The sequence below is a fragment of the Arthrobacter sp. Y3222053 genome (assembly GCF_059092805.1).
The window spans coordinates 13,203-27,211 of record NZ_JBNHIA010000011.1 but is presented as its reverse complement, the minus strand read 5'-3'; the positions used below and the strand labels follow the sequence as shown (position 1 = coordinate 27,211).

The following is a 14,009-nucleotide window of genomic DNA, read 5'->3' as shown; positions in this document are numbered from 1 at the left end:
TACTGCACCCGGGAGGGTGTGGGAGAGTAGGTCACCGCCGGACAACCATTACAAGGAAGAGGGCCCCGCACCGACGCGGGGCCCTCACCCATTTAACCCACCAAAGGAACGCGGGTTTAACCCACCAAAGGAACGCGGGAAATTTCTAGGCCCGCCGGAGACCGAAAACGCCGGCCCCTATGGTGTTCCGAAGCTGGCTTCGTTAGCGTAACGGCTCGTGCCGGTAGCAGCCAGCTGCGGCATGCGCAGACATCACTCTCACCGCTGAAGAAGGTCCGCCCATGAGGTCGCATCACGCCCGGTCACACCCGCACGCCATCGGACCAGGAACACGCCGCCGGCGCAGGCCCACAGCCTGGTGGGCGCTCATCGCCACCGCAGCCATGGTCCTGCTGCCCTTCGCCGCCCCGGCACAGGCGCGGGTGGGAGATATCGCCGGCGTCGTTTCCCCCATTTTCGGTCCCAACACCGACATCCAGATGACCGGTACGGGTGCGGGGCAGAACGTCTTCGGCGCCCTGCCGCCTGCCCCGACGCCCCAGGATCCCACGGCGCCGTACCCGGCTACACCGCCGGCCGGCTACACCGCGGAGAATGTCTTTGCCGGAATCATCACCACCGCCAGCATTGATGACCCCACCCTCACGGGAGAGATGTACTGCATCAACATCCGGGTACTGACCGAGCCGGGCATCGGTTACGAGAACGGCACCTGGGCGGAATCGAATGTCGCGAACGTCGGCTATGTCGCGTACATCCTGAACAACTACTACCCTGCCAACCCGGCAGCACCTGCGGGCCTGACCGCTAATCAGCAGGCGGCAGCCGTACAGGCGGCGATCTGGTACTTCTCCGATGGGTATGTCCTCAACGCGGGCCAGGCAGCCATCCGACCTGCCGTGGAAGCGATCATTGCGGACGCCCAGGCCAACGGGCCCGTTGTCGAACCGCCGGCTCCGAATGTCACCGTCACGCCGCCGTCGGCCGCCGCGCCCGTGGGATCTCCCGCCGGCCCGTTCACCGTGGCCGCCGAAAACGCGGCCGTCGTCACCGTCTCCGTTCCCGATGGCTTCACCATGTACAGTGATGCAGCCGGAACGGTGGAGATCGCCAACGAGTCGGAGGTTGCCTCCGGAACCCAGATCTGGATCCGGAGCGCCGCGGCCATTCCGGACTCGGGGGTGTTGTCGGCCCGTGCGGCCGTGACGGTCCAGCGGGGCCAGGTGTACCTCTACGACGGCAACAATCCGGCCATCACCGATGCCCAGCGGTTGATTCTTGCCGAGACCGCGGTCCTGGAAGCAACGGCCCAGGCCACCGCAGAGTTCTTCCCCGTGGGAGACCTGTCGGTGACCAAATCATTCCTCGGAGAGGCGGCGGGGCAGCAGGGAGCCGGGCAGCTGCTGATTGACTGCGGCGAGGGATACACCTTTACCGCCGACGTGCCGGCCGGCGCGGTTGAACCCGCCACGTTCGTGTTCACGGACATCCCGGTGGGCACCACCTGTGTGGTGACCGAGCCGGTCACGGGTGCCACCACGGCCGTGGACGTCACGACGGATACTCCCCAGGAGGCCGTCCTGACCGCGGAGGGCGCCGCCGTTGCCGTGACCAACACGGTCAGCTACCGGCCGGGGAGCCTGAACGTGACCAAGGTGATCACCGGAACCGGAGCCGGGCTGCAGGGCGAGATCTCGGTCAACGTGGTCTGCGCCGACGTGCTGAACGAGACCATCCTCCTGCCGGCCGGCACCGCGGCCGGAGAATACGTGCAGGCGTTCGTGGACCTGCCCGCCGGAACCGAATGTACCGTCACGGAAACCGCGACGGGCGCCGTCCAGGGCGTGCAGGTGACCGGCGGCGATCCCGTGACGGTGGCGATCCAGCCGGGGGCCGCCGTCGACGCGGTGCTCACCAATGAGGTCAGCCGGGAACCCGCTCCCGCCCCGGCGCCGGAGCGGCCGTCCCTGCCCGAAACCGGAGCCGGCGGAACGCTTCCCCTGCTCGGCGCAGGCGCAGCCGCGGCCGCAGCCGGGGCCCTGCTGCTGATGCCGGGACTCATCCGCCGCCGGCGGACACAGCTGCACGATCAGGCTTAGCCGCCGGCGGGGAGTACAGGAGCGGGGCCGCAGCACACGGCCCCGCTCCTGTGTTGTCCTAGCCCCGCAGCCCTGCAGGCGGCTCCGGGACCGGGACCGGCGCTTCGGCAGCGGGCGACGCGCCGGCAAACCCGGCGTCCCCTTCAGCCAGCTGGAGCAGTCCGGCAATGCCCAGCAGAAGCAGCAGGAGCATCACCAGGGGGAAGGTCCCCAGACGTGTGAGCCTGCCGAAGAGGTGGTTGCCCGGAACACGGTGCATCAGCGACCGCTGCCGGCCGGGCCATTTGATGGGGTCGAACTGCAAGCTTCTCCTCCTGCCTGCTGTGGATCCGGTTGCCCCCTGACTCAAGTATCCCGCCGGGCCCGCGGGCCCCCGGCCCTCCCGGACGTGAGATGGCGGACGCTGAGGGGTGAGATCCGCCGCGGAGTGCGGAGCTACGCTGGAGGAATGGATTCGCTTTTCTCCCATGCTCCGGAGCCGGAACCCGACGACGTCGGCCGGCCCGACGTCGAGCTTTCCCGCGTTGTTCCCCGTGAAACCGGGGAGGCCGCGACGGGGTTCCTGGAGTACATCCACCTGTGGTGGCCCTCGGAGCTGACCGCCTTCGGTGCGGGGACGTACCTCGAGCTCGAGGACGGGAACCTGGTGGAGACCGGCCCCGACGGAGACGAGCTGCTCTGGGCGGCTGTAGCCGGGGTCGAGCCGGACGGCGGGGTGCGGCTGGCATGGCATTTTGGCCAGGCCCCGGGCCGGCCGGGGAACGTCACCATCCGGTTCGAAGCCGCCGAACCCCGCCCGGACACCGCCGACGCCGCCGGAACCACGGTACGGCTCCGGCACACGGACATTCATGCCGGCGACGACGGAGAGGTGCCGGACTTCCACGCGTTCTGGGACCAGGCGCTGACACACTACGCCCGGTTCATGGGTGCTCGCTAACCTGATGGCATGACTGACGTGTTGAACGGGCTGCGCGACGTAGCGGGCCTCGAAGTGTCCACCGAACCGGATGTGCTGGCCGCGTACGGCCGGGACCAGGGACCTGTGCTTGAGTTCATCGAGCCGCTGGCCGTCGTCCTGCCCACCACCGTGGATCAGGTGCAGGACATCATGCGCTGGGCCAGCAGCACCGGCACCGCCGTGGTGCCCCGCGGCGCCGGCACCGGCGTGTCCGGCGGCGCGCACGCCACCGCCAACTGCATTGTGCTGAGCCTGGAACGGATGAACCGGATCCTGGACATCCGGGTGGAGGACGAGCTGGCCGTCGTTGAACCCGGCGTCATCAATGCCGACCTCAATGCCGCCGTCGCCCCGCACGGGCTGATGTACGCCCCGGATCCGGCCAGCTACCGGATCTCCACCATCGGCGGCAACGTGGCCACCAACGCCGGCGGCCTCCGCTGCGCCAAGTACGGCGTCACCCGCGACTCCGTCCTCGCCCTGGACGTGGTCCTGGCCGACGGCACCCTCATCCACACCGGCCACGGCACCTTCAAGGGCGTCGCCGGCTACGACCTCACCGGGCTGTTCACCGGCTCGGAAGGAACCCTCGGCATCGTCGTCGGCATTACCGTCCGCCTGCGCTACCTGCCCCGGGAGGTCTGCACCGTTGCGGCGTTCTTCCCGGATTTCCAGACCGCCGCCGCCGGCGTGCTGGCAGTGGGCGGGGCCCGGGTGCAGCCTGCCATCATGGAACTGCTCGACGGCGAGACCATGGTGTCGCTGGACAGCACCCAGGGGTCGGATCTGCGGGCCCGCGGCGGAGCGCTGCTGCTCATCCAGACCGACGGTTTCGCCGCCGAAACGGAGGCCGCCATTGTCCGGCGTGTCCTCACGGACCTGGGCGGAACGGTGAGCACCGAGGACACCGAGGAAGCCGTTCGGCTGGTCGAGCTGCGCCGGCACAGCCGCGGCGACGAGGTCGATGACGAATTCCGGGTGGGCGAGGACGTTGCCGTGCCGCGCTCCAAGCTGGTGCACTACATTGCCGAACTTGAGCAGATGGCCAAGACCCACCGGGTGAAGCTGAAGGTCGTGGCCCACGCCGGAGACGGCAACCTGCACCCCACCTTCTGGATCAACACGAACGAGGCGCCGGAGGGCCTGGACCGGCTCAACGCAGCACTCGACGAGTCCGTCAACGTGGCCCTGGCCATGGGAGGCACCATCACCGGCGAGCACGGCGTGGGCCAGTACAAGCTGCGCTGGCTGCCGCTGGAGCAGGGCACCCAGGTGCTGGAGTATCAGCGCCGGATCAAGGCGCTGTTCGACCCGGCGGGAATCCTGAACCCCGGCAAGGCCATCGCCTGACGGGGCACGCAGGCCCTGTCCGCGACGACGGCGGCTGCCCCTGATGCAGGTGCAGCCGCCGTCGGGCGCGGGAGGCTAGCCGGCGTCCAGGGCGGGGAGCCGGATCCAGGCGGCGTGGTCCGGGTCCAGCTTCCCGTGCGCGCCCGCTCCGGGGACGCTGGCCGCGAGCAGCTCGCCGTCGGGAAGCTCCACCGGCTCGGTCCCCATGTTCATGATCACCAGGACGCCGTTGTTCACGAAGGCGACCACATCGGCCGGGGCCTGCACCCACCAGGCCAGGGTCCCGTGTCCGAGGTCCAGCCGGCGCCGCAGGTCCAGGGCATGCTTGTAGAAGTTCAGCGTCGAGTCGGCGTCCTGTTCCTGCACGTCACGTGCAAGCTCGCCCCATTCCGGGGGCTGCGGCAGCCAGCTGACTCCCGCTTCGGAGAACCCGTACGACGGCGCGTCCTTCCGCCAGGGCAGGGGAACCCGGGAGCCGTCCCGGCCGACGCGTTCACCGCCGGTGCGGTGGAAGGTGGGGTCCTGCCGGAATTCGTGCGGAATCATGGTGTGGTCCGGCAGCCCCAGTTCCTCGCCCTGGTACAGGTACACCCCGCCGGGCAGGCCCAGCATCAGCAGGGTCGCGGCCCGGGCCCGGACCAGGCCCAGCACATGGTCGGGCTGCTGGTCCCGGGGGCCGATGCCGTCGCCGCTGCGCAGGTCGTGCGCCTGCAGCCCGAAGCGGGAGACGTGGCGGACGACGTCGTGGTTGGACAGCACCCACGTCGTCGGCGCGCCCACGGCGTCAAAGGCGGTCAGAGAGGACTCGATGATGCGGCGCAGCTCGGGCGCATCCCAGGGGTGGTGCAGGTAGGCGAAGTTGAACGTCTGGTGCATCTCGTCCGGGCGCACCCACTTGGCCAGACGCTCGACGGGATCGATGGTGGCCTCGGCGCAGAGCACCCGGTCCCCGTCGTAGGAATCGAGGATCCGGCGCCAGGAGCGGAAGATGTCGTGGATGCCGTCCTGGCCGAACATCGGAGCCTCATGGCCGGGGAAACCCTCGCTGGAGGAGCCGTCGGCGCGCCCGCCCCAGTCCGGCAGCCCGGACTTCTTGATCAGCGCGTGCGCGACGTCCACCCGGAAGCCGCCGACGCCGCGGTCCAGCCAGAAGCGCAGGATCCGCTCAAACTCGTCATGCACGGCGGGGTTGTCCCAGTTGAAGTCCGGCTGCGAGGAGTCGAACAGGTGCAGGTACCACTGGCCCGGGGCGCCGTCCGGCTCGGTGATGCGCGTCCATGCCGGTCCGCCGAAATGGGACTCCCAGTTGTTGGGCGGCAGCTCGCCGTGCTCACCGCGTCCGTCCCGGAAGATGAACATGTCCCGGGCCGGCGAGCCCGCCGGGGCAGCGAGGGCGGCCTGGAACAGGACGTGCCGGTCGGAGCAGTGATTGGGCACCAGGTCGACAATGATCCGGATGCCCTGCCGGGACGCTTCGGCGACCAGGGCATCGAAGTCCTCAAGGGTGCCGAAGATCGGGTCGACGGAGCAGTAGTCCTCGACGTCGTACCCGGCGTCCTTCTGCGGCGACTTGTAGAAGGGCGAAAGCCAGACGGCGTCAATGTGCAGCTCGGCCAGGCGCGGCAGCTCCGCGGTGATGCCCCGAAGGTCGCCCACGCCGTCGCCGCGCAGGTCCCGGAAGGACCGGGGGTAGACCTGGTAGATGACCGACGAGCGCCACCACTGGTGCCCGGGCTGACGGAGATGGACGGGTTTCACGCGAAGGCCGGTGTGCGGATCAACGGTTTCTTCGAGCGGTTTCTCCATGCTGCCAATCATCCTTTGGATTGCGGTTGCGGTTTTAACTGCTTATCCACCATTTAACGTCAGCGGCACCCCTGCGCGTGCCCGGGCCCGGGCGTGAAGGTGGCCACAGCCCGGCAACGCCGGAACGGTAGACTGTCCACGTCAATGATCCGCAGCACTCCAGGGGGAACAACGTGACCGACGTCAATGGCAGCGGAGGGCAGCAGCCCGGGCAGCCGCAGCAGTATCCGCAGCAGTATGCCCAGCAGCCGTACGGGCAGCCCTATGGAATGCCGAGCCAGGGCGTGCCTGCCGGCTACGGATACCCGCCCGAGAACCCGGGCAAGACGTTCGGCATCATCGGCCTGGTCCTGGCCTTCTTCCCGGTCCTGAGCATCGGCGGCCTGGTCCTGAGCATCATGGGCCTGCGCCGCTCCAGGCGGGCCAACATGGGCAACGTCCCTGCAGTGGTCGGCATCATCCTCTCCGCACTGAACATCCTGTTCACCGTGCTGACGACGATTATCCTGGTGATCGGCATGACCGCGCTCATCACCACCTGCCAGGATCTCGGCCCGGGCACGCATTACGTGGACGGCGTCGAATACACCTGCAGCGTCTAGACCGATCCGCCGGCGGGACGCGTTCTCAGCCGGTCCCGCCGCCGCCCAGGATTTTCAGGGTCTTGGTGTCCGCCGTCAGCAGGATGGCCGCCTCGTCCCGGCGATGGCGCAGGATGTTGTCCATGTAGGACTGCACGGCCTCGGCCATGGGCACGTTGCGGTTCTGTTCCTCGGACATGTACCAGCGGTGCTCGAGCACCTCGTGGACCACTTCGGCCGGCTCCAGCTTGCTGCCCAGCTCCTGCGGCATCGCCCTGACGATCGGCTGGAACACCTGGGAGACCCACAGGTGGGCGCTCAGCTCCTCGTCGAGCTCGGGATGGTTGTCGGCCCGGTAGGAGTCCATGTCGTTGAGCAGCCGGCGGGCCTGGTTCTCCTGCGCGTCGAGCCCGGTCAGCCGCAGCAGCCGGCGCTGGTGGTGGCCGGCGTCGACCACCTTCGGCTGCAGCTGCACCTGCGTGCCGTCGGCGGTGGTGCGGATGGCCAGCTCGTCGACGTCGAACCCGAGGTCGTTGAGCCGGCGGATCCGGGCGTCCACCCGCCACCGCTCGCCCGGGGCGAAGGTCTCCTGTTCGGTCAGCTCCCGCCACAGGTTGCGGTAGCTGTCCATGATCCGCTCGCTGGTGGCCAGCGGGTCGACGCTCTCCTCGATCAGGTTGCCCTCGGCCAGGTCCATCAGCTCGCCGGCAATGTTCACCCGGGCGATCTCGAGGTCGTACTCGCGCTGGCCGCCGGAAAGCTCGGGATAGAGCTCTCCGGTCTCCGCGTCCACCAGATAGGCCGCGAAGGCGCCGGCGTCGCGCCGGAACAGGGTGTTGGACAGCGAGACGTCTCCCCAGTAGAAGCCGGCCAGGTGCAGGCGCACCAGGAGCAGCGCCTGGGCGTCGATGAGCCGGGTCAGGGTGTTCTGCCGCAGGGTCTGTGAGAACACCGCCCGGTAGGGGAGGGAGAACCGCAGGTGCCGGGTCACCAGGACCGGATCCAGCGGCTCGCCGTGTTCATCGCTGCGGCCGGTGATGACGGCGACGGGCGCAACGCACGGAACGTTGAGCCGGCGCAGCTTGCGCAGCATGTGGTACTCGTGCCGGGCGATGTGCTCGCCGGTCTCCTTGATCGCGATCAGTGAATCGCCCAGCCGGGCGAAACGCACCACGTGGCGGGAAATGCCGCGCGGCAGGGCCGCCAGGCGGTCGGCGGGCCACTCCTCCAGCGGCAGGTGCCAGGGCAGGTCCAGCAGGGCCGGGTCCATGGACGCACTGGTCACGTCCAGCGATCCCAGGCTGCGTGCGCCGGACTCCTCATGGGGGCGGGGCAGCTTCCCCGCCTGCTCCCAGTCGGTGGGTTCGTTGCGCCAGTTGGCGCGCGCGGTGTCGGTCATGGCGGTCCCTGCCTGCATGAATCGTTGGACGCTGCGGATTAAAGGCTGAACGGCGGCCCCCTGACCCAAATCTTAGAACAGGTCAGGAAGCCGCCGCAGGGGATTCAGCCGGTGGAAGACAGGTCAGGCCTCGTCCGCCAGCCGCTCTCCGCTGGAGGAATCGAACAGGTGCACATGTCCCTGCTGGGGGCGCACGTAGATGGTTTCGCCCTTCATCGGCGGGCGGCGGCCGTCCACGCGGGCTACGATCTGGTGCTCGGTGCCGTCGAGGTCGGTGTGTCCGTAAACGTAGGCATCGGCGCCGAGCTCCTCGACCACGTCCACCTCGACCTTGAGCCCGGCGCCTTCGCCCACGGTCTCCAGGTCCTCGGGACGGACACCGAGGGTGACGGTTCGGCCGGCGCTGCCGAGCACGCTGCTGGCAACCGGGTAGACGGTGCCGCCGAAGGCGACGCCGCCGTCGACGACGGGAAGCTCGAGCAGGTTCATGGCGGGGGAGCCGATGAAGCCGGCCACGAAGACGTTGTCCGGGTGGTCGTAGAGCCGGCGCGGGGTGTCGACCTGCTGGAGGACGCCGTCCTTGAGCACAGCGACCCGGTCGCCCATGGTCATGGCCTCGGTCTGGTCGTGCGTGACGTAGACGGTGGTGACGCCGAGCCGGCGGGTGAGCGAGGCGATCTGGGTGCGGGTCTGCACGCGCAGCTTCGCATCCAGGTTCGAGAGCGGCTCATCCATGAGGAACACCTGCGGGTTCCGGACGATGGCCCGGCCCATGGCGACGCGCTGGCGCTGGCCGCCGGAGAGGGCCTTGGGCTTGCGGTCGAGGTAGTCCTCCAGGTCCAGCAGCTTCGCCGCTTCCTGGACCCGCTTCATCCGCTCTTCCTTGGACACGCCCGCGATCTTGAGGGCGAAGCCCATGTTGTCGGCCACCGACATGTGCGGGTAGAGCGCGTAGTTCTGGAAGACCATGGCAATGTCACGGTCCTTCGGCGGGACGTCGGTGACGTCGCGGTCGCCGATGAGGATGCTGCCGGAGTTGACGTCCTCGAGGCCTGCGAGCATCCGCAGGGAGGTGGACTTGCCGCAGCCGGAGGGGCCGACGAGGACCAGGAACTCGCCGTCGGCGATCTGCAGGTCCAGGCCGTCCACGGCCGGGCGGTCAGTGCCCGGATACAGGCGCGTGGCCTTGTCGAAAGTTACCGTTGCCATGGTGGTATTTCCCTTCACGGGCAGGTACGTGCCCGACGATCCGTTGTGAATGGGTGTGTATTCAATTCGCTGTCCCGGCGCCCGGGACAGGGTCAGTATGGCACGCGTTTCCGCTTTGTGAAAGGAAAAGTTTCAGCCCACGGCGGCGCGGCGCAGGCGCAGCAGCTCGGTCAGCACGCCGCTCATTTCCTCGGGCGAGGAGACCCGGAACGCCGCTGCGGTGGCGCCCGGGCCCACCTTGATGCCGAGGTCCTGCGGCTGAAGCACCGCGAAGGCCCGCTCGTCGGTAACGTCGTCGCCGCCGAAGAGGACGGCGGTCGCGCCCGTGAGTTCGCGCAGCGCCTGGATGCCTTCGCCCTTGCTGGTGCGGATGACGGAGGCCTCCAGCACGGCCTTGCCGTCGGTGACGTGCACGCCGTCCAGCCCGCCGAGCCGCTCGCGGGCCTGGGCGGTGGCCGCGGACGCGACATCGTCGGCGACGCTGCGGGTGTGCAGTACGACGCCGGCCGGCTTGTGCTCGATCCGGCAGCCGGGACATGCGTCGACGACTTCCTGGACCGCCGCCCGGGCCCGGGCGAGCAGGTCGGCCTGCTCCGGGGTCAGCTGCAGCGGTTCCGCATTGGGCCCGGTCCAGGTTTCGGCGCCGTGGCTGCCGATCAGCAGGGTTTCCGGTTCGGGGCCCGCCACCCGGCGCAGGCTGTCCAGGGCCCGGCCGGAGATCAGCGCCGTGACCGTACGGGGCAGTGCGGCGAGCTGCTGCACGGCGGCTGCCGACTCCGGCAGCGGCCGGGCGTCGTCGGCGTGTTCGACCAGCGGGGAGAGGGTGCCGTCAAAGTCCAGGGCGACCAGCAGCGTTTCGGTGCCCGCCAGTTCGGCCAGTGCCGCCTGCAGGTCGGGATCGGGGATGCTCATGCGTCCTCCGTGTTGCGCAGGGCCGTGAGGAAGTCCTGGGACCAGCGTTCGACGTCGTTCTGCAGCACCTGGCGGCGCATCAGGCGCATCCGGCGCTGGGCTTCCCGGTCCGGCATCTGCATGGCGGTGACGATGGCGTCCTTGAGCCCGTCGATGTCGTGCGGGTTGACCAGCACCGCCTGGCGCAGCTGGTCCGCCGCGCCGGCGAACTCGCTGAGCACCAGGACGCCGGAGTTGTTGGTCCGGGCGGCCACGTATTCCTTGGCCACCAGGTTCATGCCGTCGCGCAGGGCGGTGACGAGCATGACGTCGGCGGCCAGGTAGAGGGCCACCATCTCCTCCACCGGGTAGCTGTGGTGCAGATAGCGGATCGCGGTGTTGGAGATCGTGTCGTAGGTGCCGCTGATCCGGCCCACGGTGCCCTCGACCTCCTCGCGCAGCAGCCGGTACTGTTCCACGCGCTCGCGGCTGGGGCTGGCGACCTGGATCAGCGAGGCGCCCTCCACGGTGATCCGCCCGTCCTCCAGGAGCTCGCCGTAGGCCTTCAGCCGGTGGCTGATGCCCTTGGTGTAGTCGAGGCGGTCCACGCCCAGCAGCACGACGTCGGGATCGCCGAGTTCCTGCCGGATCTGCTTGGACCGGGCGATGATGTCCTCGCGCTGGGCGAGCTCAGTGATCTGGTCGGCGTCGATGGAGATGGGGAACGCCTCGGCGCGGGAGATGTGCGAGGTGCCGTCCTCGGCGGTGACATGCACCTGCTGCGCACGGATGGTGTGCCCGGCGAAACGGCGCACGCAGCGCAGGAAGTTGCTGGCGTCGCTGGCGCGCTGGAAGCCGATCAGGTCCGCGCCGAGCAGGCCCGCGATGATGTTGCGGCGCCAGGGCAGCTGGGCGAAAATCTCCAGCGGCGGGAAGGGAATGTGGTTGAAGAAGCCGATCTTCAGGTCCGGGCGCTGCTTCCGCAGCAGTTGCGGGACCAGCTGGAGCTGGTAGTCCTGCACCCACACGGTGGCGCCCTCGGCGGCGATTTCCGCCGCGGCCTGGGCGAAGCGCTCGTTCACGGCGCGGTAGGCGTCCCACCAGGTCCGGTGGAACTCCGGCGGGGCGACGACGTCGTGGTACAGGGGCCACAGCGTGGCATTGGAGAAGCCCTCGTAGTACAGCTCCACCTCATCGGCCGACAGCGGCACCGGCCGCAGGTGGATGTTGTCGTGGTCGAACTCGTCGAGGGTCTCGTCAGGGGCGCCGTGCCAGCCCACCCACGCACCGTCGGCCTTCGCCATCACCGGGGCGAGGGCAGTCACCAGCCCGCCGGGGGAGCGGCGCCACGACTCGCCGTCGGGCCCGCTGACCCGGTCCACCGGCAGCCGGTTGGACACCACGATGAAGTCGAAATCGCCGTACCCGTCCGCTTGATTTTCCTTGCCCGGATCAACGGCCGCAGCGTCCACGATCAGCACTCCTCTGTTTCTGGGGGTCTCACCGCCACTCTATCGAAGAGGGAACCGGCGCGCGGGGTATGCGCGTTAGGGCCTAAGGAAGAACCCCCAGCTGCGATAGCTAGACTGTAGGCAGTTTTGCCACCATGCCCGGTGGAAGGTTATCGCTGAGAGACGTGAGGACACATGAGCAATCCCAGGCCGACCAAGGCTGAGCGGACCGCGGAGGCACGGGAGAAGGCCCGCGCGCTGCGTGAGGAACAGCTGCGCAAGGAAAAGCGGAACAAGCTGCTGGTGCGCTGGGGCGTAGTGGTCGCGGTCGTCGCGGTCATCGCCCTGATCTTCGCCGTGGTCTTCAGCAACATGAACCGCTCCATTCCGGCCGCCGGCCCGGTGCCCGCCAACGGCAACCTGGACGGCGGCGTGACGCTGACCTCCACCACCTCCCTGGCACCGACCGACGGCGGCGAGGTGGACACCGAGAACCTGCCCGAGGGCACCGGCGAGGGTCAGCCGCCGCGCGGCGTCGAGCCGGCCGCCGAGGGTGAGCCGGTGCCGATCGTGGTCTACGCGGACGTGAACTGCGTGCACTGCGCCACCTTCGAAGATGTCTACGGCGACCAGATCGCCCAGTGGCTCGACGCAGGCGAGGTCACCTACGAATACCGCCTGGTCTCGTTCCTGGACCGGAACTCGCCCACGAACTACTCCTCGCGCGGAGCCAACGCGGCCGCCTGTGTCGCGGACACCGCCCCGGAGTCCTACTGGGACTTCACCGCGGCGATCTTCGCCCAGCACGCGCAGGGCGAGGTCGACAACCAGGGCCTGGCCGACATGGCCGCCTCGGTGGGCGCCGAAGGCGCCGAGGACTGCATCAAGAACGACGGGTTCCGCACCTATGTGCAGTACTCCACCGAACTGGCGCAGGCCGACGGTGTGCAGGGCACCCCGACCGTCTACGTCAACGGCGCCGAGGCGAACCTGGACGCCTTCACCGAGACCGTGCAGGCCGCCATCGACGCCAACGGCGGTGCGGACTCCGAGTAGCAGTTCCCAGGGCCCGACGGCGGGCGGCCCGGTTTCCACCGGGACCCCGCCGTCGGCTACCCTTGAGGGGCTGGCCTTGAGCCAGTCCTGCCGGGCACGCCCCGGCACCGCCTCCTTAGCTCAGTTGGCCAGAGCACCTGTCTTGTAAACAGGGGGTCGCCGGTTCGAATCCGGCAGGGGGCTCCAGCAAAACCCCCGGTTTATCCGGGGGTTTTTCCGTTTCCGGGTCGGTGCCTCGGCCTCGGTGCAGCCACAGGTCCAGCCATTGCAGCCGCGGCTGCTGCCGCCGCTTGATCAGGCGGGACGGGTCCGCTGCCGCCGCGGCGGCAGCGGAAGGATGGCCGACGTCCGCCGCTGGTAGTCCCGGTAGTCCGGATACCGGTCCAGCGAAATGCTCTCCGTGAAGGTCGTCGAGCCGATGAACAGCAGGGTCAGGAGCGCCGGCCCGGCCAGGGTCCAGTGCAGCCACGTCCCTGAGGCTGTCACGGCGAAGCCGTAGAACAGCCACCACTGCAGCTGCTCGAAGAAGAAGTTTGGGTGCCGGGAAAACCGAAAAAGCCCCGTCTGCGCGAAGCCCGGGTGCGGGGTGCGGCCGGCCGCCGCCTCGGCCTTCTTCCACTGCTGAAATCTCCACTGCTGCTGGTCAGCGGCGGTCTCCCCGACCAGGGCCGCCACAAAAAGTGCAGCCAGCAGCCAGTCCGCGGCGGTGAGCGGGCGTGGATGCTGATAGACCGTCAGGACCGGCAGCGTCATCAGCCAGATGATGGCGTTCTGGTAGACGCTGATGAACGCGAAGTTGAAGAGCTGGAACTGCCAGGGCCGCATCCTGCGCTGCAGCACGCGCCACCGGTAATCTTCGCCGCCGGGACGGTAGCCGCCCTTGCGTGCAAAGTTGAACGTCAGCCGTGCACCCCACAGGGACACCAGGACGGCCATCAGCACGATCCGCGGATCCCCGCCCGAGGCGGCCGCATAGAGCCACAGGTAGACGATCGGCGTCAGCGACCAGATCCGGTCCGTCCACGAGTACTCCCGGGTGAGCAGCGACATCACCCACGTGCCGGCGGCGGTCGCAACGAAGATCCAGAAGCCGAGAAGGAACGGGTCCATTCCCGGCAGCGTACGGTGACGCGCCGTCGTACGGGACCCTTTGCCTGCTTCCCAGGCGGTTCGAGCCAAAAGTCCGACACAAAGCAGGCAGGGCCG

General features: G+C 68.8%; 12 protein-coding genes and 1 tRNA gene. 6 read left to right on the top strand and 7 right to left on the bottom strand.

Annotated elements, in window-relative coordinates; translation table 11 throughout:
- The first annotated feature begins 281 nt into the window (after positions 1–281).
- Positions 282–2,099 carry a thioester domain-containing protein gene (locus tag AC5RUW_RS16595; RefSeq protein WP_494161693.1) on the top strand — a complete coding sequence of 606 codons (1,818 nt, stop codon included), beginning with the start codon at positions 282–284 and terminating at the stop codon, positions 2,097–2,099.
- A gap of 58 nt (positions 2,100–2,157) precedes the next feature.
- Here AC5RUW_RS16595 and AC5RUW_RS16590 read toward each other — a convergent pair whose 3' ends face one another.
- Positions 2,158–2,403, bottom strand: a complete 246-nt coding sequence (locus tag AC5RUW_RS16590) for a hypothetical protein (RefSeq protein ID WP_494161692.1) — start codon at positions 2,401–2,403, stop codon at positions 2,158–2,160.
- Positions 2,404–2,547: 144 nt separating this feature from the next.
- Between AC5RUW_RS16590 and AC5RUW_RS16585 the strand changes: the two genes are divergently transcribed.
- Together AC5RUW_RS16585 and AC5RUW_RS16580 are read left to right on the top strand one after the other, a co-directional pair.
- On the top strand, positions 2,548–3,039 hold the full coding sequence (locus AC5RUW_RS16585; RefSeq protein WP_494161691.1) for an SRPBCC family protein: 492 nt from the start codon (positions 2,548–2,550) through the stop codon (positions 3,037–3,039).
- Between the two features lie 9 nt (positions 3,040–3,048).
- Complete coding sequence (locus tag AC5RUW_RS16580; RefSeq protein WP_494161690.1) at positions 3,049–4,410, top strand: FAD-binding oxidoreductase; 1,362 nt, start codon at positions 3,049–3,051, stop codon at positions 4,408–4,410.
- A gap of 75 nt (positions 4,411–4,485) precedes the next feature.
- Here AC5RUW_RS16580 and AC5RUW_RS16575 read toward each other — a convergent pair whose 3' ends face one another.
- A complete protein-coding gene (locus tag AC5RUW_RS16575) occupies positions 4,486–6,216 on the bottom strand; it encodes a glycoside hydrolase family 13 protein (RefSeq protein ID WP_494161689.1) in 1,731 nt (576 codons plus the stop codon).
- 173 nt (positions 6,217–6,389) lie between these two features.
- On the opposite strand from AC5RUW_RS16575, the gene AC5RUW_RS16570 reads away from it, so the two are divergent.
- Positions 6,390–6,818: a hypothetical protein gene (locus AC5RUW_RS16570; RefSeq protein WP_494161688.1), complete on the top strand. Its 429-nt coding sequence runs from the start codon at positions 6,390–6,392 to the stop codon at positions 6,816–6,818.
- Positions 6,819–6,843: 25 nt separating this feature from the next.
- On the opposite strand, the gene AC5RUW_RS16565 is transcribed toward AC5RUW_RS16570, so the two are convergent.
- The 4 genes from AC5RUW_RS16565 to AC5RUW_RS16550 form a co-directional block, all read right to left on the bottom strand.
- On the bottom strand, positions 6,844–8,196 hold the full coding sequence (locus AC5RUW_RS16565; protein ID WP_494161687.1) for a DUF4032 domain-containing protein: 1,353 nt from the start codon (positions 8,194–8,196) through the stop codon (positions 6,844–6,846).
- Positions 8,197–8,319: 123 nt separating this feature from the next.
- A complete protein-coding gene (locus tag AC5RUW_RS16560; RefSeq protein WP_494161686.1) occupies positions 8,320–9,405 on the bottom strand; it encodes an ABC transporter ATP-binding protein in 1,086 nt (361 codons plus the stop codon).
- A 132-nt stretch (positions 9,406–9,537) separates the two neighbouring features.
- Complete coding sequence (gene otsB / locus AC5RUW_RS16555; RefSeq protein ID WP_494161685.1) at positions 9,538–10,317, bottom strand: trehalose-phosphatase; 780 nt, start codon at positions 10,315–10,317, stop codon at positions 9,538–9,540.
- Positions 10,314–11,768 carry an alpha,alpha-trehalose-phosphate synthase (UDP-forming) gene (locus AC5RUW_RS16550; RefSeq protein ID WP_494161694.1) on the bottom strand — a complete coding sequence of 485 codons (1,455 nt, stop codon included), beginning with the start codon at positions 11,766–11,768 and terminating at the stop codon, positions 10,314–10,316. The genes otsB and AC5RUW_RS16550 overlap by 4 nt, the downstream gene beginning before the upstream one ends.
- A 174-nt stretch (positions 11,769–11,942) precedes the next feature.
- On the opposite strand from AC5RUW_RS16550, the gene AC5RUW_RS16545 reads away from it, so the two are divergent.
- Positions 11,943–12,803, top strand: a complete 861-nt coding sequence (locus AC5RUW_RS16545; RefSeq protein ID WP_494161684.1) for a DsbA family protein — start codon at positions 11,943–11,945, stop codon at positions 12,801–12,803.
- A gap of 109 nt (positions 12,804–12,912) precedes the next feature.
- Positions 12,913–12,989, top strand: a tRNA-Thr gene (locus AC5RUW_RS16540).
- Between the two features lie 108 nt (positions 12,990–13,097).
- Here the strand turns inward: AC5RUW_RS16540 and AC5RUW_RS16535 are convergent.
- A complete protein-coding gene (locus tag AC5RUW_RS16535; RefSeq protein WP_494161683.1) occupies positions 13,098–13,913 on the bottom strand; it encodes a DUF1295 domain-containing protein in 816 nt (271 codons plus the stop codon).
- Positions 13,914–14,009: the final 96 nt, after the last annotated feature.

Excerpts from the sequence above, each read along its gene's own strand:
- AC5RUW_RS16595 (WP_494161693.1), top strand. The coding sequence starts at position 282 with ATGAGGTCGCATCACGCCCGGTCACACCCGCACGCCATCGGACCAGGA.
- AC5RUW_RS16585 (WP_494161691.1), top strand. The coding sequence starts at position 2,548 with ATGGATTCGCTTTTCTCCCATGCTCCGGAGCCGGAACCCGACGACGTC.
- AC5RUW_RS16580 (WP_494161690.1), top strand. The coding sequence starts at position 3,049 with ATGACTGACGTGTTGAACGGGCTGCGCGACGTAGCGGGCCTCGAAGTG.
- AC5RUW_RS16575 (WP_494161689.1), bottom strand. The coding sequence starts at position 6,216 with ATGGAGAAACCGCTCGAAGAAACCGTTGATCCGCACACCGGCCTTCGC.
- AC5RUW_RS16565 (WP_494161687.1), bottom strand. The coding sequence starts at position 8,196 with ATGACCGACACCGCGCGCGCCAACTGGCGCAACGAACCCACCGACTGG.
- AC5RUW_RS16560 (WP_494161686.1), bottom strand. The coding sequence starts at position 9,405 with ATGGCAACGGTAACTTTCGACAAGGCCACGCGCCTGTATCCGGGCACT.
- otsB (WP_494161685.1), bottom strand. The coding sequence starts at position 10,317 with ATGAGCATCCCCGATCCCGACCTGCAGGCGGCACTGGCCGAACTGGCG.
- AC5RUW_RS16545 (WP_494161684.1), top strand. The coding sequence starts at position 11,943 with ATGAGCAATCCCAGGCCGACCAAGGCTGAGCGGACCGCGGAGGCACGG.
- AC5RUW_RS16535 (WP_494161683.1), bottom strand. The coding sequence starts at position 13,913 with ATGGACCCGTTCCTTCTCGGCTTCTGGATCTTCGTTGCGACCGCCGCC.